The following is a 22,602-nucleotide window of genomic DNA, read 5'->3' as shown; positions in this document are numbered from 1 at the left end:
AATCATAGTTCTAATACATGATAAAGTTTCTACTACAACGCCCTATCGCGGTATTGATGGCTTTTACGGCTTGCTTTATCGTGGGACTGGTTACTTACTTCACCATTCCGGTGTCGTTGCTGCCTGATATTGCAATTCCGGAGATCACCGTACAGGTATCCGGCCAGAACACTTCGGCACGCGAATTGGAAAACACAGTAGTAAAAACCATCCGCCAGCAATTAATGCAGGTTGCCAGTTTACGCGACATCCACAGTGAAACACGCGACGGTGCTGCCATCATACGCCTAAACTTCGATTTCGGAACAAATACGGATCTGGCTTTTATCGAAGTCAACGAAAAGATAGACGCAGCTATGAACTACCTGCCACGTGAAGTAGAACGTCCACGGGTAATCAAAGCCAGTGCCACTGATATTCCCGTATTCTGCTTGAATCTGACATTGAAAAGCGACAGCGCTTACAGTGAAATAAACGAAGGATCGTTCCTCGACCTTTGCCAGTTTGCCGAAACGGTGATCAAACGTCGTATCGAACAGTTGCCCGAAGTGGCAATGGTAGATGTGACCGGAATTCTGAAACGGCAGTTACAGATTGTTCCGGACATGAAGTTGCTGAAAATGTCGGAGATCACACTTGACGATCTGGAGGCCGCACTGACATCTAACAATATAGAACCGGGTAGCATGACCGTACGTGACGGCTATTACGAGTACAATATCAAGTTCTCGACACTGCTGCGCACACCGGAAGATGTCGAGAATATTTATATCAGGAAAAATAACCATATTTTTCAACTGAAAGATTTGGCACGCATTTCCGTCGTGCCGGAGAAAGAGACCGGAGCTTCCCTTTCCAACGGGAAACGGGCGGTAACGCTGGCTGTAATCAAGCAGGCGGATGAAAATATGGATAACATGAAAGAGGCATTGGCAGAAGTGACGGATTACTTTGCTTCCGTCTATCCGGATATCGATTTCAGTGTCAGCCGCAACCAGACGGAATTGCTGGATTATACCATCTCGAACCTGAAACAAAACCTGTCGTTGGGTTTCCTTTTCATCTGTATCGTCGCCATCCTTTTCTTAGGGGATATCAAGAGCCCGGCAGTGATCGGGTTAAGTATGGTGGTGAGCCTGATCATCAGTTTCCTTTTTTTCTACCTCTGCAAGATGTCGCTGAATATCATCTCCATCTCCGGGTTGATCCTGGCTTTGGGTATGATGATCGACAGTTCGATCATCGTAACGGAAAACATTACCCAATACAGGACACGAGGAGACTCGCTGGAAGAGGCTTGCAATAAAGGGACGACCGAAGTAATTACTCCGATGCTGAGTTCCACTTTTACGACAATTGCCGTCTTCGTTCCGCTTGTGTTCATGAGCGGAATAGCAGGAGCGATCTTCTTCGACCAAGCCTTTGCCGTCACCGTCGGTCTGATGGTTTCCTATTTCACGGGAATCATGCTGCTGCCGGTACTCTACAAACTGGTATACAGTATTCCGGACATCAAACATAAGGGTTTCAATATACGAATCAACAATCTGGTAAAAGAGCATACATTGGACCGCTTCTATGATACCGGAGTGGATTTTGTGTTCCGTCACAAAACGGCAAGCCTGATTTTCATTGCCATTACGCTCCCGCTTTGCGCCTTTCTGTTCTACGAAATACCGAAAAGCCGTATGCCGGAGATAGACCAGAACGAACTGATCGCTCATGTGGAATGGAACGAAAACATCCATATCGATGAAAACCAGAGCCGTGTCAGCCAGTTATTCGCCTCTATCGACAATCAGGTACAAGAACACACGGCCTATGTCGGGCAGCAGCAATTCCTGTTGAACCGGGATCGCGAGATGTCGGTTTCCGAAAGCGAGTTATATTTCAAGACGGAGAAACCAACCGGAATCGCTCCTTTACAAAAATCGGTGGAAAAATGGATCAAAACGCATTACCCGATGGCAGTGATATCCTTCTCGCCTCCCGAAACAGTATTTGAAAAGCTGTTTGTGACAGGTGAAGCCGACATTGTCGCCGAATTGCACACCCGCAATAAATCTGAAGCACCGGAAGCCTCCGTCTTGAATAAAATAGAACAGCAAATCGAGGCGAAAACAGGACATACTCCTGTCGGTATCACCTTCGACAACCAATTAAATATCACAATAGACAGACAGAAACTTCTGCTTTATAACGTCGACTACAACGAAGTGTACCGGTTGCTGAAAACGGCATTCAAAGAGAATGAAGTAGCAACGCTCCGCTCCTACCAACAATATCTGCCAATCGCATTGGCCGGAGAGGAACAAACGGTAAATGAGGTCTTGCAGAAAACATTGGTAAACACTGTTCCTGATACGGAAGGCAACGTACGATATATCCCGCTGCAATCGCTGGTGCGTGTCACTCCGGGAGAGGACTTGAAAACGATCACGGCAGGAAAGAACGGAGAATACATTCCATTCAGTTTCTATGATATAGACAATGCCGAACAGTTGATGGAAAATGTAAAAAAAGAAATCGATACAGACTGGGATATCGATTTTTCAGGAAGTTTCTTTTCCAACCGGCAGATGCTGAACGAGCTGGTCGTGATTTTGTTCATTTCGATCCTACTGATGTATTTCATCCTGGCAGCCCAGTTCGAAAGTTTCCTGCAGCCGCTCATCGTGCTGCTTGAAATTCCGATCGATGTGGCAGCCTCCTTGCTGGTGCTCTGGATATGCGGCCATACCATGAACCTGATGAGTGCCATCGGTATCGTCGTGACCTGCGGTATCATCATCAACGACTCCATCCTGAAACTGGATGCTATCAACGAACTCCGCAAAGAAGGGGTTCCTCTTATGGAAGCCATACATGAAGCCGGACGGCGGCGCCTGCGCCCTATCATCATGACATCATTAACGACAATATTCGGAATGGTTCCGCTGCTTTTCACATTCGATATGGGCAGCGAACTGCAAAAGCCGCTCTCCATCGCCATGATCTCGGCCATGCTGATCGGTACGGCAGTCAGCCTTTTTGTCATACCACTGATATACTGGTTCATTTATCGCAAACATGAGGTTGGTAATTTGAATGTTGAAAATTGAAAATTGGAAGTTATGGACAGGAAATTCATTTATAGATATGTCATCACGTTGTTGATGCTTGCATGCGTGTTCGGAGGAAAAGCGCAGCTCACACTGACGCTGGAACGAACTATCACACTGGCGGCCGACAGTTCGCTGGACGCTTTCCGATACAAGAATATGTATCTGGCCGGCTACTGGGAATACCGGACTTACAAGGCCGGCCGTCTGCCAAGCCTTACCCTAAATCTGACGCCGGCACAATACCGCCGTTATTTTACCCAACGATATGACTCGGAGGCTGATATCGACGTATATAGAAAACAACAATCGTTTTATGCGGGCGGGCAATTGGAGATCGAACAGAATTTCGACCTCTTAGGCGGTACATTCTATTTGGATACAGACTTGGATTATATGCGCTATTTCGGCGACCAAACTTATAACCAGTTCTCATCGGTTCCGATCCGCCTCGGCTACCAGCAAGACTTATTGGGGTATAACGCTTTTAAATGGGAACGGAAAATCGAACCGTTGAAATACGAGAAGGTCAAGAAAGAACTATTATATAATGTAGAGCAAATGAGCGAGCAAGCAACGACCTATTTCTTCGCTCTGGCAATGGCACAGGTGGAATATGATCTGGCCAAGGAAAATGTCGCCACGACCGACACACTGTACCGGACAGGGCAGGAACGGCATAAGATAGCTTCTATCAGCCAAGCGGATTTGCTGACACTGAAATTGGATGCCGTAAACGCACGCAACACATTGAAAAATGCGGAAATCGCCCTAAAACGTGCCATGTTCAGCCTCGCCTCTTACTTGAACTTCGACAAGAATACAGAAATACGCCTGCGCCTCCCAAGCCGCCCGCGCAATATGGAAATCTCGGTCGACAAAGCACTCGAATTGGCACGTGCAAACAACCCGACCTTTCTGGAGTTGCGCCAGCAAATATTAGAAGCCCAGCAGCAGGTAGACAAAACCAAGAAAGAAGCGATGTTCAACGCCCAGATCAATGCCAGCGTCGGATTCAACCAAGTGTCCAAGAACATACAGGACGCCTACAAAAATCTGCAACAGCAGGAAATCGTCTCTTTGTCTGTTTCGATCCCGTTGGTAGACTGGGGCGTACGAAAAGGGAAGCATAATATTGCCAAGAACAACCTGCTTGTCACCGAAACATCCGCCAAACAAAAAGAATTGACAGTAGAAGAAGACGTGATTATGACAGTCGGCGACTTCAATATCCAGCAAGCCCTGATTGGGAGTGCCGAAGAAGCGGTAGACCTGGCAGAAACAGCCTACAGCGAAACCAAGCAACGCTTCATGATCGGAAAAGCGGATATCAACAGTCTTACTCTGTCGCTGAACCGCCAACAGGAAGCGCAGCGGAACTATATTTCGGCTTTACAGAACTACTGGCTGAGCTATTATAAGATCCGAAAACTGACGTTGCACGATTTCGAAACGGGAGTTTCCCTTTCGAACGAGTTCGAATATAAATACGGATTGTAACAAAAAATGAATAATGAGTGCATCTCCTAAAATATCCTCTTTCACCATCATCGTCACCTTCCTTTGCGTGGCACTGGCAGGGATTGCCTTTATACCGCTGCTGCCGATCAAGCTGTCGCCGTCACGCACGCTGCCACAGTTGACTATCAGCTATAACATGCCGGGCAATTCGGCACGCGTGATAGAGATGGAAGTGACCTCGCGGCTCGAAGCGATGTTGGCACGCATCAAGGGGATCAAGGAGATCAATTCCACTTCCGGCAACGGATGGGGATATGTCACGCTCGAGCTGGACAAGCATACCAATATCGATGCCGCCCGTTTCGAAGCGTCTACCATCATCCGACAGACATGGCCCAGCCTACCGGACGGACTGAGCTATCCAGTCCTGGAAATGAGCCGGCCGGACGACAAGGAAGTACGGCCTTTCATGAGCTACACACTGAATGCGGCAGCCACACCCATATTCATACAACGCTTTGCCGAAGACCAGATAAAACCTCGCCTAAGCGGGATTCCCGGCATCTACCGCATCGATGTCAGTGGTGCCACCCCGATGGAATGGCGACTGGAATATGATAGCCGTCAGCTGGCAACGTTAGGTATCAGCATCCCGGATATACAGAAAGCGATCAGCCAGTATTATCAAAAAGAATTCTTAGGAACCGGAAACGTGGAAACCCAGTTGGCGACTTCGTGCAAAGAAGGACAAAGTAGCCAGTGGATACGTCTCGCTTTGGTTCCTGAAAACGAAACAGACGGATTCAACCCATCGCTTATAACCGTCCTGAACAAAGACGGCAAGCTGATCCGCCTGGACCAACTGCTAAAAGTTACCCGTCAGGAAGAAGCTCCACAGAGTTATTACCGTATCAACGGCTTGAATTCCATCTATCTGTCCATCCGCGCCGAGGAGACGGCGAACCAGCTGGAACTTGCCAAACGGGTAAGAGCCGAAATGGAACATATCCGTACCTTGCTTCCACCCGGTTATGAAATACATACCAGCTATGACGCGACCGAATTCATTCAGGACGAACTGAACAAGATTTATGTCCGTACGGGGCTCACCGTCCTGATCCTACTGATGTTTGTCTTGCTGATCACACGCGAGATAAAATATCTGTTACTGATCATCATCAGCCTTTCGATCAACCTCAGTATTGCTGTCATCCTTTATTATCTGTCAGGACTGGAAATGCAGCTTTATTCGTTGGCAGGCGTCACAATCTCACTCAGCCTGGTGATCGACAACACGATCGTCATGACGGAACATATCCGGAACCGACATAACCGAAAGGCAATCCTATCCATATTGGCAGCCACTTTGACAACGATAGGTGCACTGGTCATTATCTTTTTCTTAGATGAAAAGATACGCCTCAATCTGCAGGATTTTGCGGCTGTCGTCATCATCAATTTAGGAGTCTCCCTATTGATCGCGCTTTTCCTGGTTCCCGCCCTAATCGATAAGATGAACCTGGAATGGAAAAAAAGCGGAAAAAAGAACATATCCGGAGAAGAGACCGAGTATACATGGAAAAGCCGGATCAGAAAAAGAACGAACCGCATTCTCAAACGTTTCCCTGTCTACTACAACCGGTACTATCAATGTCAGATCGATTTCCTTTGCGGATGGAAGAAATTGGCATGTTTCATTTTACTGTTAGCATTCGGCATCCCGGTTTTCCTGTTACCGGAAAAAATCGAATACGACACGAAAGACAAAAAGAAGGTCTACACGGCAACAGACACCCTGCTAATCGATACATATAATAAATTCGCCTCCAACGAGACGTACAAGGAGAAGATCAAACCCATCGTCGATAAGGCATTGGGCGGGACCCTACGCCTGTTCGTACAAAAAGTTTATGAAGGAAGTTACTTCACCCGCAACGAAGAAACGATCCTGTCTGTCAGCGCATCGCTCCCGAACGGGACGACCTTGCCACAAATGAATACCTTGATGAGCCGGATGGAAGCCTATCTCAGCACCTTCAAAGAAATACGACAGTTCCAAACAAACGTCTACAGCGCACGCCAGGCCGGTATCCGCATCTATTTTACGAAAGAGAGTGAACGGAGCGGTTTCCCGTACACATTGAAAAGCAAAATCATCAGCAAAGCACTTGAATTGGGGGGGGGGAGCTGGCAAGTCTACGGTTTGCAGGACCAGGGATTCAGCAACGATGTACGCGAAGGAGCCGGTTCTTTCCGTATCGTGATGTATGGTTACAACTACGACGAGCTGTACGAATGGGCCGAACAGCTGAAAGCCAAGTTGCTCACCCACCGCCGCATCAAGGAAGTGCTGATCAATTCAGAATTCTCGTGGTGGAAAGACGATTACCAGGAGTTCTACTTCAACCTCAACAAAGCCCGGCTGACCCAGGAGGACATACAGCCGATCGACCTGTTCGCCTCCATCAATCCCGTTTTCGGAAAGGACATTTATACCGGGACGATCGTCGTCAACGAAGAGACAGAGAAACTGAAACTCTCCTCCCGCCAGTCACAGGAATACGATGTGTGGAGCATGCAGTATGTTCCACAAACTATTGACGGCAAGCCCTACAAGTTAGCAGAACTTGCAAGTGTCGAAAAAGGACAGATGCCGCAGAAGGTTTGCAAAGTAAACCAACAATACCGCCTCTGTCTGCAATACGAATATATCGGGGCTTCCAATCAAGGAAATAAGATACAGGAACGCGACCTGAAGGAAATCAATGCCATACTGCCGATGGGTTATACCGCCAAGTCGGAAAGCGCTTACTGGTATTGGGACAAAAAGGACAATAAACAATATCTTCTGTTATTGCTGATCATCGTCATTATCTTCTTTACCACCAGTATCCTGTTCAATTCGCTGAAACAGCCGTTGGCCGTTATCTTTGTAATACCGATCTCTTACATTGGCGTATTCCTCACGTTCTATTGGTTCAAATTGAATTTCGACCAAGGAGGATTTGCCTCCTTCGTCCTATTGTGCGGCATAACCGTTAACGCAAGCATCTACATTTTGAATGAATACAACCAAATCCGGCAACGCAAACCGTTGATGTCGCCCTACAAGGCATATCTGAAAGCCTGGAATGCTAAGATCACGCCCATTTTCCTCACAGTCGTTTCGACCATCTTAGGCTTCATCCCATTCATGTTAGGTCCGGATAAGGAAGCGTTTTGGTTCCCGCTTGCCGCCGGCACCATCGGCGGGCTTGCCATGTCTATCTTAGGAATCTTCCTCTATTTACCTCTTTTCACATTAAAAAAACAACCCTAACCTTAACTTTCCCCTTTCAAATAAGGATTACCGTTTATCATCAAAATATTTTGTATGCCAGTCGTTTGCATATTGTCAACAAAATGTCAACTCTAACATTCACCCTCCAATAAAGCAAAATATACTTTTGCGACCTCTTTAGACCTGTTCAAATCTTTCCTCTCAAAAGGAAAACACACTGGCTTCTCTTTCTGTTTAAATAGGGTATACTTGCATCGGTCCATTTCTTTGCCATCCATTTGGCAATGCCTGACAGATAAGTTGTGAGAAGGTCTCTGCCTCTCAACCCACAGAAAGCAGAGTTTTTTCACATTTTAATAAATATAATTATGAATAATTTTTTTAGTTATCTAAGATTACTTTTACTCGCAACGAGTGGAATGTTACTATTGTGTATAATCTTCGCCATGAATCCGGAATTAGCAGACGGCACGCTGTCCGGAAAAATTTGCTGGTTTCATTTCACATCTCTATTGTTAGCCGGTGGGGTTCTACTTATGGAATTCACAACAAAGAAAAGCCGTTTTATCTTTTCATTACCGGATGCCTTATTATTACTTCTGTTCGGTATCGTATTGGTTTCTTACGACAAAGACGAGAATCTTCAGCCGGAACGTTTCCTTTTCATCGCTCAGCTGGTTGCTCTCTGGTTTATGCTCAGAGGTGCTTTACAGGCGCATCAGGAATTACGACCGTTTTTCATTACGATCATCATATTTACCGGAATCGTTCCGGCCATCTGGGGGATCAGCCATACCATCAATCCTGCTCCCATCACCCATCCTGTCTTCAGGCTGCTTGAAACATCGCTGAAACCAGAGCCTTTCTATGGCTATATCGCAGTCATTTTTCCAGTCTGTCTGAACACATTACTCCGTTTTAAGAATTGCGACAAGATCGCTTTGTGGAAATCCCGTACTTTCCTGTTCTATTTCTCCATTCTCGGATCTACTTTGATTATCACCACCTTAATATTCAAAACAGACCAACCCGTATGGCTTGCAGCCCTCCTTTCCGGAATCTGGGTTTGCTGGATGAGGCTGATCGGATGGAAACAGACGAAAAAAGCCATACAGAAACACATCCAGCTGTTTGCTATCTCTTCGATTATCCTGTTTGTTGCGATCACGGCAGTCATTTTGGTCGGGAATATCCAAAAAGCCCAGGCCGGAGATCGCCGGCTTTTGATCTGGAATATCACGACCCAGGCTATCATGGAACATCCGGTAACCGGCATAGGTATAGGCGGCTTTCCAGCCACATACGCAAAGGAACAATCTGCCTATTTCGAAACCGATACCGCTTCTTCCAAAGAAAAACAAACCGCAACCTGTCCCCAGTATGCATACAACGAATATCTGCAAATAGGACTTGAGTTAGGTATTACGGGGTTGCTGTTCTTCATCTTCTGGCTCGCATTTTCCCTTTATTATGGGATCAGACACAGACAGATTGGAGCATCCGGCGGAATTCTGGCACTCGGAATCTTCGCCCTTTATTCCTATCCGCTCCAACTCCCGACCTACTGGGTTCTGCTCTTATTCCTGACCACTATATGTGTGACCAATCCGAAGCATAACAAGCAGCGAGCACAAAGGAGTATCCCGTATATCAGTGCCATCGCCGCCATTCTTACCTGCATTCTTTTCTACGGACAGAAAGATACCTACTATACCTATAGGGAATGGAAGACGCTTCAGGAATTATATCATAATCAGGAGTACGAACAAGCAGCCAGCCGGTATGCCGGTCTGTTTGTCCAGTTATACCACCGGACAGATTTTCTATATGAGGGAGCAGAATGTTTCTATAAGACCGGACAGCACGATATTGCCATCAAATGGTTGGACAGGGCATTAAAACTAAGTGCAGCCCCCGAACTATACTATGCAATTGCAAAAAACGAAAAGGCGATCAAGCAATACCAGAAAGCGGAAAGTTACCTGCTGGAAATCAGCCGGATTTTACCGGAACAGGGATATACCTACTTCCTACTCGCCAAATTGTATACAAACCCCTCTTTTTTACATCCGGACAAATTCCATAAAGCAGCCAAGAGGTTTCTCGCCTTCCAGCCCAGTACACAAAACAACATAACGAAGGAAATGAAAGAGGAAATACTGCAAATCATCAGGAACTGGAATTTCGGCAAATAACAAATAGGAATTGAAGCATACCGATATGCCCATTCAGCGGTATTGTCGTACCCCGGCATATCGGTACATTCATGTATTATTCCACAACCGGAACCAGCCGCACTTTCAATGTTTCCTTCCGACCGGCTTTCACATCAACATCAAAAACAATCCGGACAGAACCGGGATTCGGAGCATCGTAGCTATGCGACGGAACATTATCGACCACAGAGAAGGCGGCAGCCGAAGGACTGTCGATAATCACATGTAATTTCTTACCTTCTTTCGTCAATTCTATCGTGTGGGAATCGAGCAGCTTAGGAGTGGCGGAGGTGACCATCGTCCACCGGACAGAAGCTGGTTGGCCGGCAGCCTGCACCTGATCCGTTACCTGCAAATACCGTTCCTTCACAAGCACAACCTCGCGTGTCGCTTTCTTCAGATTACTACCGAACAAAGAAGTCATATCCAAGCTGGCTCCCAACCGTGCATCTTTCGTATAAGTAGCGAGAATCGGAACCGCTCCTTTTACCTGGTGCTTTTCTCCGTTTACCGTCAACGTATTATGCACAAAGTTATTATAGCGGAAGACATCCCAACGTTGCCCGTCCTGATCACCGTTCCACAGTCGTACGCCTTCCTTTTCCAGAGAATAATACTCCTGCATACCCAAATCCTGTGCCCAACGAACTCCCTGAGCTTCGAACACAAATGATCCGGCATCCATATGAGCATGGTTGGCCGAAGCCGTTCCTCCTTTTATCCCGACATAAAAACCTTCACCCTTATCCCATCCGGTACGGATCAGAGCTACAGGCACTTTTCCATGTCCGGTCCAGATTTTCGAGACAGGAGGCGTCACTTCCTTCATATCGAAGCGGGAACCATAGATCAAGATAATCGGCAGGAAACGCTCTTCTTCCGCAGTAAAATGCGTATCCTCGCGTGTCAGGAATATTTTTTCGTTCCAGAGCAAGGAAGGATCGCCTAATTTGGATGCATACCAGAACATGGCCGGAAAAGATTGAGTCGTTTCGCGTGCATCACTGAAATTGAAGGCAAGACCGGTCGTTCCCGCCATATACTGCATGAACCGGGCCGAAGACATAAAGCCCTCCACCGCACTCAGTCCTCCATCCGAACCGAGAGCCGATTCCAAAGCGGCGATTAGCATCACATTGAAACTCGTCCCATATCCCCAATAATTATACCCTTCCGGATAGTTGCCGTCAGGCGCGTACACTTTCATCGACAGAGGAACAGACGACATAGCCCGTTCAATAACAGCAGCCGCTTCTTTGCTGTCCGAATCCAAAAGGGCAAGGGCTCCATATACCAGCCCGGTATTGCAAACCTGGTTCCAGTTGTTTTCTGCTTTCAGGAACCAGTTATATTGTTTGTCGTTCGACGGAGCAAAACCTTTCTGAAGAATCGATTCACGTACCACTCTCCTTGTTTCCGGAGACAGCTTATCGAACAGCCAGTCATAACCGATCGCAACCGCCATCGTCATCTCGCCGACATCCAAGAAATGAGACGGGTTCCAGTCGCCGAAAGAGCAGACGGACACCATCTCCTGCTCGGCACGCAAGCGGTATTTATCTTCGCCGGTCATCCGGTATACAAACGAAAGGTCAAAAATACGTTTCAAAGCCTCACGGGAAACGGCCAACAGACGACGTCCCTCTTTCTTATATGTTAACGTCGGACAGACCAACAGCCGGTCGGCTTCTCCGACAATCTGCTTATAGACGCGCTGCATTTCGGGGTTATCTTTCAGGCTTTCTCGTATCTGCTGCTCCTCACCCTGCTTCATCAATAAGCGGGGATGGCCACTCACTCGGTTATAATCAAAAGTCTGGGCAACAAGATGGGTGCCGGCACATAAAAGGAGACAAATAAAAATGAGATAAAGTGTCTTATTCATAATATCAGAATTATTTGAATGATTGATGGGGATAAAGATAGGAAAATAAAATTATCTTCCGGACATTTCGGTCAACTTGAAAAGTATTTTTCAGAAAGAGGGCACCAACATCTCTTGCATGTTTGAAATATAAGCCTTATCTTTGCCGAAATTTTGAAGATAGAGTTTCATGACACAGAAAGCACATAAGGATAATCCAGCGTACTTTTCCGGTTATATGTCGGACAATGAAGCTCATTTTTTTATTTTAAAGGATTATCATTTGGTTATATAGGATGCGTTAGTTATTTTTACTAACGCATTTTTTTTGCACCTTGTGATCTCGTAAGGCAATTATAACATTCTATAAAATCAATAAATTAAACAACCCAAATTACTATGTCGAAAAGTGGTATCAAAAAGGTGATTGTTCTGGGCTCGGGTGCCCTGAAGATCGGACAAGCCGGAGAATTTGACTACTCTGGTTCACAAGCACTGAAGGCGCTGAAAGAAGAAGGAATCAGCACCGTATTGCTCAATCCGAACATTGCAACCATTCAAACATCAGAAGGGGTAGCCGACAAGGTGTATTTCCTGCCGATCACTCCTTACTTTGTTGAAGAAGTGATCAAAAAAGAACAACCGGACGGTATCCTGCTGGCTTTTGGCGGACAGACTGCTTTGAACTGCGGAACCGAACTGTATACCAGCGGAACACTGGCCAAATATGGTGTAAAGGTACTGGGAACTTCGGTCGAAGCGATCATGTACACGGAAGACCGCGACCTGTTTGTAAAGAAACTTGACGAGATAGCAGTAAAAACTCCGGTTAGCCACGCTGTCGGAAACCTGGAAGATGCCGTGAAGGCAGCCTACGAGATCGGCTTCCCGGTCATGATCCGTTCCGCATACGCATTGGGCGGTATGGGTAGCGGTATCTGCAAAGACGAGGCAGAACTGCGTACGCTGGCAGAAAGCGCTTTCGCCTATTCTCCCCAGGTGTTGGTGGAAGAATCGTTGAAAGGCTGGAAGGAAATTGAATTTGAAGTAATCCGCGATAAGAACGACCACTGCTTTACGGTTGTAAGCATGGAAAATGTAGACCCGTTAGGCGTACATACGGGCGAAAGTATCGTTGTCGCTCCTACCTGTTCACTGACAGACAAAGAACTGGACCTATTGAAAGAACTTTCAATCAAGACGATCCGCCATTTAGGTATCGTCGGCGAATGTAACATCCAGTACGCATTCAACTCCGATACTTGCGATTACCGTGTGATCGAAGTAAACGCCCGCCTAAGCCGTTCTTCCGCACTTGCATCCAAAGCGAGCGGTTATCCGCTGGCATTCGTGGCTGCCAAGCTGGCATTAGGTTACAGCCTTGACGAAATCGGTGAGATGGGAACTCCCAACTCCGCTTACAAAGCACCAGAAGTAGATTACATGATCGTAAAGATCCCGCGTTGGGACCTGACTAAGTTTGTCGGTGTAAGCCGCCAGATCGGTTCGAGCATGAAATCTGTCGGCGAGATTATGTCGATCGGCAAGAGCTTCGAGGAAATCATGCAGAAAGGTCTGCGTATGATCGGACAGGGCATGCACGGTTTCGTCGGCAACAACGACGTGGAATTCGATAACCTGGACGACGCGCTGGCCAACCCGACCGACCTCCGTATCTTCGCCGTGGCCAAAGCGCTTGAAAAAGGCTACACGGTAGACCGCATCCACGAACTGTCCAAGATCACTCCGTGGTTCCTGGAAAAACTGAAAAACATCGTAGACTATACGAAAGTATTGTCTGCTTACGATAAGATCGAAGACCTGCCTGAAGATGTGCTGAAGGAAGCAAAACGCCTGGGATTCTCCGACTTCCAGATTGCTCGTTATGTTGAAAACCCGGAAGGCAACATGGAAAAGGAAAATATCCGCGTGCGCAACCTGCGTAAGAAATTAGGTATCCTGCCGAGTGTAAAACGCATCAATACGATCGCATCGGAACATCCCGAACTGACGAACTACCTGTATATGACATACGACGGCAGCCAGCACGATATCTCTTACTATCCGAACGACAAGAGCGTCGTGATTCTGGGATCGGGCGCTTACCGCATCGGTTCTTCCGTTGAGTTCGACTGGTGTTCGGTGAATGCCGCACAGACAGCCCGCAAGTTAGGCTATAAATCCATCATGATCAACTATAACCCGGAAACGGTTTCCACCGATTATGACATGTGCGACCGTCTGTACTTCGACGAGCTTTCGTTCGAACGCGTGCTCGATGTCATGGACTTAGAACTGCCGAAGGGCGTAATCGTCTCCGTAGGTGGACAGATACCGAACAACCTGGCCATGAAACTGTACCGCCAGAACGTACCTGTATTGGGTACTTCACCACTGTCGATCGACCGTGCCGAAAACCGTCACAAATTCTCCGCAATGCTGGATACGTTAGGTATCGACCAGCCACGTTGGGCCGAGTTGACCAGCATGGAAGAGATCGACGCCTTTATCGCAAAGGTCGGTTTCCCAATCCTGATCCGTCCGTCTTACGTGCTTTCCGGCGCAGCCATGAACGTATGCCACAGTAAGGAGCAGATGATCGAATTCCTAAACTTGGCAGCCAAGGTTTCCAAAGAATATCCGGTAGTTGTTTCCGAATTCCTGCAAGGGGCGAAAGAGATAGAATTCGACGCGGTAGCCATGAATGGCGAAGTGGTCGAGTACGCCATCTCCGAACATATCGAGTTTGCCGGTGTCCATTCCGGTGACGCGACATTGGTATTCCCGGCACAGAAGATCTACTTCGAAACAGCCCGCCGTATCAAGAAGGTCAGCAAAATGATCGCCAAAGAGTTGAACATCAGCGGACCGTTCAACATCCAGTTCCTAGCCAAGAACAACGATGTGAAGGTTATCGAATGTAACCTGCGTGCATCCCGCAGTTTCCCGTTCGTATCAAAAGTCCTGAAACGCAACTTTATCGAAACGGCAACCCGCATCATGCTTGACGCTCCTTACACCAAACCGGACAAGAGTGCATTCGACATCGACTGGATCGGTGTGAAGGCTTCGCAGTTCTCATTCGCCCGTCTGCATAAGGCCGACCCTGTACTGGGCGTAGATATGAGCTCTACAGGTGAAGTAGGCTGCATCGGCGACGACTTCAACGAAGCATTGCTTTCTGCCATGATCGCTGTCGGAAATAGAATCCCGCAGAAGAACGTACTGGTTTCTTCCGGTGCCGCCAAGAGCAAGGCTGAACTGCTGGAACCGTGCCATATGCTGGCAGTCAAAGGTTACAACATCTACGGAACGGCTGGAACGGCTAAATTCTTGAATGAAAACGGCATCTCTGCGACAGCAGTTTGCTGGCCGGACGAACAGGGCGACCTGAACATCATGGATATGTTCAGCAAGCACGTGTTCGAACTGGTTGTCAACATTCCGAAAGACCACAGCAAGCGCGAGCTGACCAATGGCTATAAGATCCGTCGTGCAGCGATCGATCACAACATTCCATTGATCACCAACGCCCGCTTGGCAAGTGCTTTCATCAGCGCTTTCTGTAATATGGACGAAAAAGACATCCAGATTAAGAGCTGGCAGGAATACAAGTAAATAGGAATTTCATTATATTTGTAACCTCATTCAGGCACGGAAGTATTGGACTTCCGTGCCTATATTCATTTAGACTTATGTACAGACTGCTGACCATTCTCATTTCTTTTCTGTTCACGGCACATGCCATGCGCGCGTCAGTAGCCATTCCTTATGTATTTGTAAAAAACTATACGGTCGACGATTATAAAGCGAGCTGCCAGAACTGGGGCTTTTCGCTGACACCCGACGGTATGCTGTATGTCGCCAACAATTCCGGCCTGCTTGCTTTCGACGGCAACACATGGAAACTATATTCGCTGCCGGGACAGGAAGAGGTGACCGGCGTAACGAACTACAACGACACGATCTACACCCGCAACGAGACGATGTTGGGAAGCTGGACATACGACAAAGACGGAATCCTCCGCTACCACCCGCTGGACACGGTCCCGCCAGAAATCCGCTTCACTCCACCCCCTGTTGAAATACCTTTTACTTTACCGAAAGAAATACAGGATGCACAGCCGAGTGCCTTCGCTACCAACGGAACGCTCTTTTTCATCGGAACCCTCACACAAGGATTATATATCACAGACTCCGACGGTACGATCCTGCAACACCTGTCTTTACAGAACCAACTACAAGACAATATCGTCCGCTTTATCTGCGTACAGGACAACCGGCAAATCTGGGTGGCGCTCGACAACGGATTATCACAAATCTCTTTCGATCCTCCGATCACTTTGTTAGGAAAAAGAAGCGAGATCGGCAAACTGGTGAATGCCGGACTAGATGGCGAAGAGTTGTATATCCAAACCAACCTCGGCTATTTCAAGCGCTCATTGGGAGCCACAAGCCCTTTCATCGCCGTAAGCAAAGCCGAAGCGCAACCTTGCTTTAGGATCGAAAAAGACCCCGCTCCGACCGTTAAGAAATTATTTAGGGACACGGAAGCAGTGGGCGTATTTGCCGATGCCGAACATGTTTATCCGGCCGGTGACAACCTCTACTGGCTTTCCATCGAAAACGAAGCCGGACTGTTTCACGTAGCGGACGGCATCGGAACATTGAAATGCCGCCTGCTCTTCGACAATTACAATATGAACCTCGTGACGAGAGGCAAACGGATCATCCCTTTGAACGACTCCCTGGTCTTGGTCTCTGCCATGCAAGGGACTTTATTGGTCAATATCCGGGAACTGATCGGCAATAGCCTGGGCAGCACTCCCCTGAAAGTTTCGGGACTCGAATACGTCGATGCTTCCGGTATCCATCACTTGCCGATCAACACGCAACGCATTTCTCTCCCGCACAACTTCCAGGAGTTCAATGTCTGGGCAGGCACCACGATATTCACCTCCAACCACCAGATCAGCTACAAGATCGAAGGCGTATCTTCAGACTGGTCAGCCTGGCAACACGACGGGAAAATCACTTTCCTGCAATTGCCGGAAGGGAGGTATGAATTGAAAGTCCGCAAATACGTCATCAAGGGTCCCTATCCCGAACTCACACTGCCCATCGAAGTCCGCCCTCCCTGGTATAATACCGTATGGGCATGGCTGGTCTATATCACACTCGTCTGGTTTCTCGTACAGGCCGTGCTCCGCTACAACCTGAAGAACCTGCATAAGGAAGAACAGGAAAAAGCCGAAGCCGAACGGCAAGCCGAGCAACAGCAGATGCAGGTCATAAAAAACCGGATGCTCGAAGCCGAACTGCAAAACAAGAACAACGAACTGACACTTCAGACAACAGCCCTCGTCAAACGCAACCAGGCCATCCAAAGCCTGTTGGAAGAACTGGAAAAACAAAAAGAAACGCTAGGCGAACGTTATCCGAACAAACTCTACATCCGCATGAAGACGCTGATGGAAGAGACTTTGAACAACCAAGCGGACTGGGTACTGTTCGAAAGCTATTTCAACAGCACGCACCAAAATTTCATGGACCGCCTCAGACAGCGATACAGCGATCTCACGACAGGCGATCTCCGCATCTGTTGCTTGCTCCGCATGAATCTCTCCACAAAGGAAATAGCATCCCTCATGAACGTATCCGTACGGGCAATAGAGCTGCGCCGATACCGTCTAAGGAAGCGTTTGGAGCTGGAAGGAGATACGAATCTCGTCGATTTCCTAATGAATTTCTGAAAATATTTTCTCAGATTTTCACATCTTATATACTATTACATATCAGATAATTAAATGCATCATAAAAAGACATGAGAAAGTAATGTTGTAGTATTTCTTTCCACTCAAAGCACTTGCGCAAGCCATGTAGTAGTCCTTTCTTTGTACGCTCCTGCGGATTATCCTTTCTTTGCGATCAAAATCTAATTTTCATACATGATGAAACACGAACTGGAAGATCAATTAAAGGCGTTCGAGAAGAAAGGTATCGACCGCCGCCACTTTTTCAAACTGATGGCAATGGCCGGTTTACTGACTGCTGCAAGTACCCAAAAGGCAAAAGCATTTTCAAGCAAAGCCAAAGGTAAAATTGTAATTATCGGCGGAGGTGCTGCCGGTATCAGTATGGCTGCCCGTTTAAAGAGTTGGCTGGACAAGCCGGATATCACTTTGATCGATCCCAGTGACCGTCAGTTTTATCAGCCGGGGTTCACCTTAATCGCATCGGGTGTATATCAACCGGATGACGTCTGGAGAAAGCAGGAGGACTGCATACCCAATGACATCAAATGGATTAAAGATTCTGTTGCTGCCGTCGATCCCGTATGGAATCAGGTAACGACCAAAAATAACGGAAAGATCGCCTACGACTTCCTGGTCCTGACTCCCGGAATCCAAATCAACTGGGAAAAGGTAGAAGGTATCACGCAAGCGACACTTGGACAAGGGAACGCCCACAGCATCTATGATTTCGAAGGTGCACAAAAGACTTGGAAAGCCATACAGGAATTCTCCAAGACGGGTGGACGTGGAATCTACACTGATACTTATACCAAGCACAAATGCGGAGGTGCTCCCAAGAAAATCTGTTTGTTGACAGAACACTATACCCGCAAACAGGGTACACGCGAAACGGTGGATCTGAATTTTTACACAGCATCCAAAGAGCTGTATGATGTCCCGTTTTTCACTCCCCGCTTGTTGGAAATCTACAAAGAGCGTAACATTCCTATCAACCTGAATGTACGAGTGAAAGGTGTGGATACGGCTGCCAAGCAGGTTCATTTCGAGAAGATCGAAACAGTGGGCGATCAGAAAGTCTACACTCCGTTTGTAGAAGATTATGATTTCCTGCATTTCACACCGCCGATGTCGGCCCCCGATTTTGTAAGAGAAGCCGGACTGGGCTGGACGGAAGGTAAACTGGCTGCCGATGCCTGGGTTATGGTAGACAAAGAGACACTGGTACACAAAACATATCCGAATATCGTTTCCCTAGGAGACGTAGCCGGAATCCCGACCAGCAAAACATCCGCTGCAATCCGCAAGCAAGTGCCGATCGCAGCCAAGAACCTGATCTCGCTGATGGAAGGCAAAGAACCGGCAGAGAAATACGACGGATATGCCGCCTGCCCGATCGTGACGGACTACGGGCATGTTCTCTTGTGTGAGTTCAACTATAAGAAAGAGGCGCAAAACTCGTTCCCGTTCACGTTGCTGGACACATCGAAAGAGCAATGGGCCGCATGGCTGTTGAAGGTTTATTTCCTGAAACCCATGTATTTCTACGGAATGTTGAACGGTTGGGCATGATAACTTAAAACAACTCCCTATAATAAAAATGCCAAACTGAAAATCCCCCGGCTCGCTTGTAAGAGTACGGGGGGATTTTATTTCCTTCCGGTTCTATCTCTTATGCTTGACCAACATCAACACGGGATTCGACTCTTCGTCCAAACCGGCCGCAATCTCTTTCAACCCGCCTTTCAACTCACCTTTCCCATAGGCCTCGACCAGCCGGTCGGCAGAAAGAATCTCATAGGCGGCCACTTCCTCGTTTCCGAGACGGGATATCAAGTCCACCCTTTTCCGGGTCGTATAATCAGCATTGAGTACTATCGGCTTGAATACAACCTTTTCACGGCTGTCGTACATCAAATCCGTAGTCGGGAAACCCCTTCCTTTTTCAAAATTAAACTCTTTTCCAATGGTTTGCATGAAACAATAACGACCAGTGTTCACCCCCATCGTAAGGAACATATCCGGATTTTCCGCCGGCTTTTTTACGATGAACGGGATTAATTTGTCTTTTCCGGGAATATAGCGATACACCGTATCGGAAGAGGTATCGGCAAGCAGCCAGTTTCCCTGGTCAGGCGTGATAGAGCGAACGGAAGCGACAGCAACCATATCCCCCTTTTGAACAAACGGAGCCTTGATTATGTCAAAAGGAAGCGGAATTGCCCGGGTGACACTTCCGTCCTGCTTCGATATGAGTGCATGGTAAAACTCCTTATCCCTTTTCTGCCCGTCCTTATAAGAAGCAGACATATCGTAGCAGATCAGATTGTCGGCGTCATAATCGAACACATCCAGATACTGCGCGCCCTCGGCATGCTGGAAACTCCGCTTGAAATTTCCTTGCAAGTCATAGACGAATATCTTCTTGTTCGAAGCACTATTGACAAACATCTCGTCTTTTTCCTCATCCAGGATGATCCCGTTGATAAAAGCATACTCCTCGGCTCCCTGTCCCTTCCGATTGATTTTCCTGACCGCCTTGCCTGTTTTTCTGTCAAAAACGAAGATATTGCCATCGTTGAGCAGATTCGTCACCAGCACGAACCGCTTTCCTATCGCCTTGACACTGCCTTGGGTGATAAACTCGTCGTTCGTTTCCAACGGGATGTATTCCACATCCAAAAAGTCTTGAACAACCCATTCCTTTTCCGGATAATCGGCTTTTACATCAAGAGTCATAAGTGCCTCGACCGTTTCCTGCTGCTTACAGCCGAACATTCCCATGAGAGATAAGAGGGTAAGCGTCCCAATCGTTATTCTTTTTTTCATTGCAAATTGAAATTATATTTCATTATTCATTTGTTGGTGACACTTTGCACCGCTACTTCCTTCCTTTTGTCTTGATTGCATGCCACGACAAGAATCAAAACGACAAGGAAGGTGCCATATTGAACTATCTTATTCAGACTCAATCACAATCTATACGCACAAATGTAATCATTAATCGTGGAATATGGTCTGACACATACTTCTTTTATCAACGACTTCATTACAAAAAACGAATACCTGATGGACCTTAACTGTACCTGTGTTTTAACAATTACCGCCACTCCGATTTCACCAAGGCAAACAAACGGTGCAGTCAATGTCTCAATATAAACCATTCATTGCAAGCAGATTACAGAGGTTTTTCGTTCATTGCGTTTCAATCCTACATCTTAGAATAAATATATTAATAATATATATATATACTCATTTCCTTGTGCCCTTTTAAACCGGCATAGAAAAAGACACGACAGGAACGAGAAAAATCCCTTCTTTCGCATCCGGAAGTCCGGTCTTTTACCTCCCGAACTTCTTGGTTTGACACGTCAAAGTCCCTTGTTTCGTACACAGAAGTCCCTTGTTTCAAGGCTCACCTTGATATTGCACGATCATCCTCACCTGCAGCTCCGGGTTTGCCCCCCATCCAACTGGACAACCGTTATCCAACTGATGCCGACATCGAATCCGGACCGTAAAGGGCCATCTATACCTGCTACCCGTAACGCCTGACGTCGAATTCATTCCTCCTCCTCATCCCCATCGTTTCATTGCCCTATAAAGATAAGCAATAAATGCTGATATTCAAAATATAATGACATCTATTTCCTACCTCTTCCTACCTGTTTCTGCACCGATCTTCGCCGATCTTCCCGAAACGGTATTCCTGCCTGTAGCGGGGCCTTATCTTCGTACTGTCATCGATAATGAAAAAAAATCCTTCACCTACACAATCCACTATGCAACAAACATATAGATTATTCTCCACAAACTTTCGTTGCCGGTTAGTCCTGCATCTTCCGATAGTAACGCGGACTGTAGCCGGGCAGCAATTCCGGATGGAACACCCAGATCAGGTCTTTCAGCAGGTAATCGGGATGCAAAGGAAATTCCTCATAATAAGGGACAAGTCCCGTATTGCAGGAATAAATCCGGCGGTTCTTAAAGGCATCGAAGTTCTCGTACGGCGCGTATTCGGCACGCAGGTCACCGTAGGTCATGTCTTCGGACTGGTTATACTTAATCAGCCACATATCGGCATGGATAGCCCGGTCGAGTACCGTCTCGAAAGCCAAAGGCGTACTTCCGGCTCCGGGGAGTTCCTTGAAAACATAATCGGCTCCGGCATCGGCATACATATTGGCGATATAGCTATCTCCCGCCGGCATAAACCAGGAAGCGCCGAACTTCTTTTCGGAGATAACGGTCGGGTGAGGCATATCGGCCGTGACCAGCTGTTTCAGATCGAGATAACTCTTTTCCGTTTGCCTGAAAATGGAATCGGCCAACGCTTCCTTACCGAACAGCATCCCGTAGAAACGAATCCATTCGGTACGTCCCAACGGCAGCGATTCCATATAATCGGCTCCCTCGATAATGGGGATTCCCAACTTCTCGACCGGCCCGTAGCCACTATTCTGGAAAGGGGAAACGATCACAAGCTCGGCCCCTTTGTCGATCATCATCTCCACATTAGGGGCGGTCGCCTCTCCCATATCGGCAATCCGTCCGGCTTTCAGCCCTTCCCGGATGGCAGGGGTGTCCATATAGCGAGGCTCGCAAACGCCTATGATCCGCCCTGTCTCGCCCAACTGGTCGATAATAGCCGCATGCACGGATGTATAGACCACGACATTCTGTGCCGGAACCTGCACGACCGTTCCTTTCGGAAGGTTTTCGGGAACAGGCCGGTCACGGTCTACCAAAAGATACCGTTGCAACAGGCGCGTGCTGTCCCACGGATCACGCACTTCAACAGCCGTATAGCCGTCGAAATGATGCACGATAAAACCCTGGGCGTAGCGGATGGTGTCGGAAGTTAATAAATTATTTCCAGCAGAATTTTGTACTTTGGGTTGTATACACGAAACAGCCCAAAGTACAA

The 22,602-nt window shown here is 47.4% G+C and carries 10 protein-coding genes; 7 read left to right on the top strand and 3 right to left on the bottom strand.

What is annotated here, in order from left to right; all coding sequences use genetic code 11:
- Positions 1 to 17 precede the first annotated feature (17 nt).
- From NQ542_RS16210 to NQ542_RS16195, 4 genes are all read left to right on the top strand, one after another.
- Positions 18 to 3,101, top strand: coding sequence for an efflux RND transporter permease subunit (locus tag NQ542_RS16210; protein ID WP_005640618.1), 3,084 nt, complete (start codon positions 18 to 20; stop codon positions 3,099 to 3,101).
- Positions 3,102 to 3,155: 54 nt separating this feature from the next.
- Entirely contained in the window at positions 3,156 to 4,601 is a 1,446-nt protein-coding gene (locus NQ542_RS16205) for a TolC family protein (RefSeq protein ID WP_050760752.1), read from the top strand.
- Between the two features lie 13 nt (positions 4,602 to 4,614).
- Positions 4,615 to 7,881, top strand: a complete 3,267-nt coding sequence (locus NQ542_RS16200) for an efflux RND transporter permease subunit (protein WP_005650700.1) — start codon at positions 4,615 to 4,617, stop codon at positions 7,879 to 7,881.
- 497 nt (positions 7,882 to 8,378) lie between these two features.
- Complete coding sequence (locus NQ542_RS16195; protein WP_230329101.1) at positions 8,379 to 10,037, top strand: O-antigen ligase family protein; 1,659 nt, start codon at positions 8,379 to 8,381, stop codon at positions 10,035 to 10,037.
- 76 nt (positions 10,038 to 10,113) lie between these two features.
- On the opposite strand, the gene NQ542_RS16190 is transcribed toward NQ542_RS16195, so the two are convergent.
- Positions 10,114 to 11,943 carry a heparinase II/III domain-containing protein gene (locus tag NQ542_RS16190; RefSeq protein ID WP_005633079.1) on the bottom strand — a complete coding sequence of 610 codons (1,830 nt, stop codon included), beginning with the start codon at positions 11,941 to 11,943 and terminating at the stop codon, positions 10,114 to 10,116.
- A 378-nt stretch (positions 11,944 to 12,321) separates the two neighbouring features.
- Here NQ542_RS16190 and carB point away from each other — a divergent pair, with 378 nt between their 5' ends.
- The 3 genes from carB to NQ542_RS16175 all read left to right on the top strand — a co-directional run bounded on the left by carB (position 12,322) and on the right by NQ542_RS16175 (position 19,247).
- Complete coding sequence (carB, locus tag NQ542_RS16185) at positions 12,322 to 15,540, top strand: carbamoyl-phosphate synthase (glutamine-hydrolyzing) large subunit (protein ID WP_005633075.1); 3,219 nt, start codon at positions 12,322 to 12,324, stop codon at positions 15,538 to 15,540.
- A gap of 77 nt (positions 15,541 to 15,617) precedes the next feature.
- Positions 15,618 to 17,675, top strand: coding sequence for a transcriptional regulator (locus NQ542_RS16180; RefSeq protein ID WP_005633073.1), 2,058 nt, complete (start codon positions 15,618 to 15,620; stop codon positions 17,673 to 17,675).
- A 195-nt stretch (positions 17,676 to 17,870) separates the two neighbouring features.
- A complete protein-coding gene (locus NQ542_RS16175) occupies positions 17,871 to 19,247 on the top strand; it encodes an NAD(P)/FAD-dependent oxidoreductase (protein WP_005633072.1) in 1,377 nt (458 codons plus the stop codon).
- Positions 19,248 to 19,340: 93 nt separating this feature from the next.
- Here the strand turns inward: NQ542_RS16175 and NQ542_RS16170 are convergent, their stop codons facing one another.
- Complete coding sequence (locus NQ542_RS16170) at positions 19,341 to 20,504, bottom strand: 6-bladed beta-propeller (protein WP_005633070.1); 1,164 nt, start codon at positions 20,502 to 20,504, stop codon at positions 19,341 to 19,343.
- A 998-nt stretch (positions 20,505 to 21,502) separates the two neighbouring features.
- Positions 21,503 to 22,579 carry an ABC transporter substrate-binding protein gene (locus tag NQ542_RS16165; RefSeq protein ID WP_370686465.1) on the bottom strand — a complete coding sequence of 359 codons (1,077 nt, stop codon included), beginning with the start codon at positions 22,577 to 22,579 and terminating at the stop codon, positions 21,503 to 21,505.
- Between the last annotated feature and the right edge of the window lie 23 nt (positions 22,580 to 22,602).

The organism is Parabacteroides merdae ATCC 43184 (assembly GCF_025151215.1).
GTDB lineage: Bacteria > Bacteroidota > Bacteroidia > Bacteroidales > Tannerellaceae > Parabacteroides > Parabacteroides merdae.
This window is presented reverse-complemented; position numbering and strand designations above follow the sequence as displayed.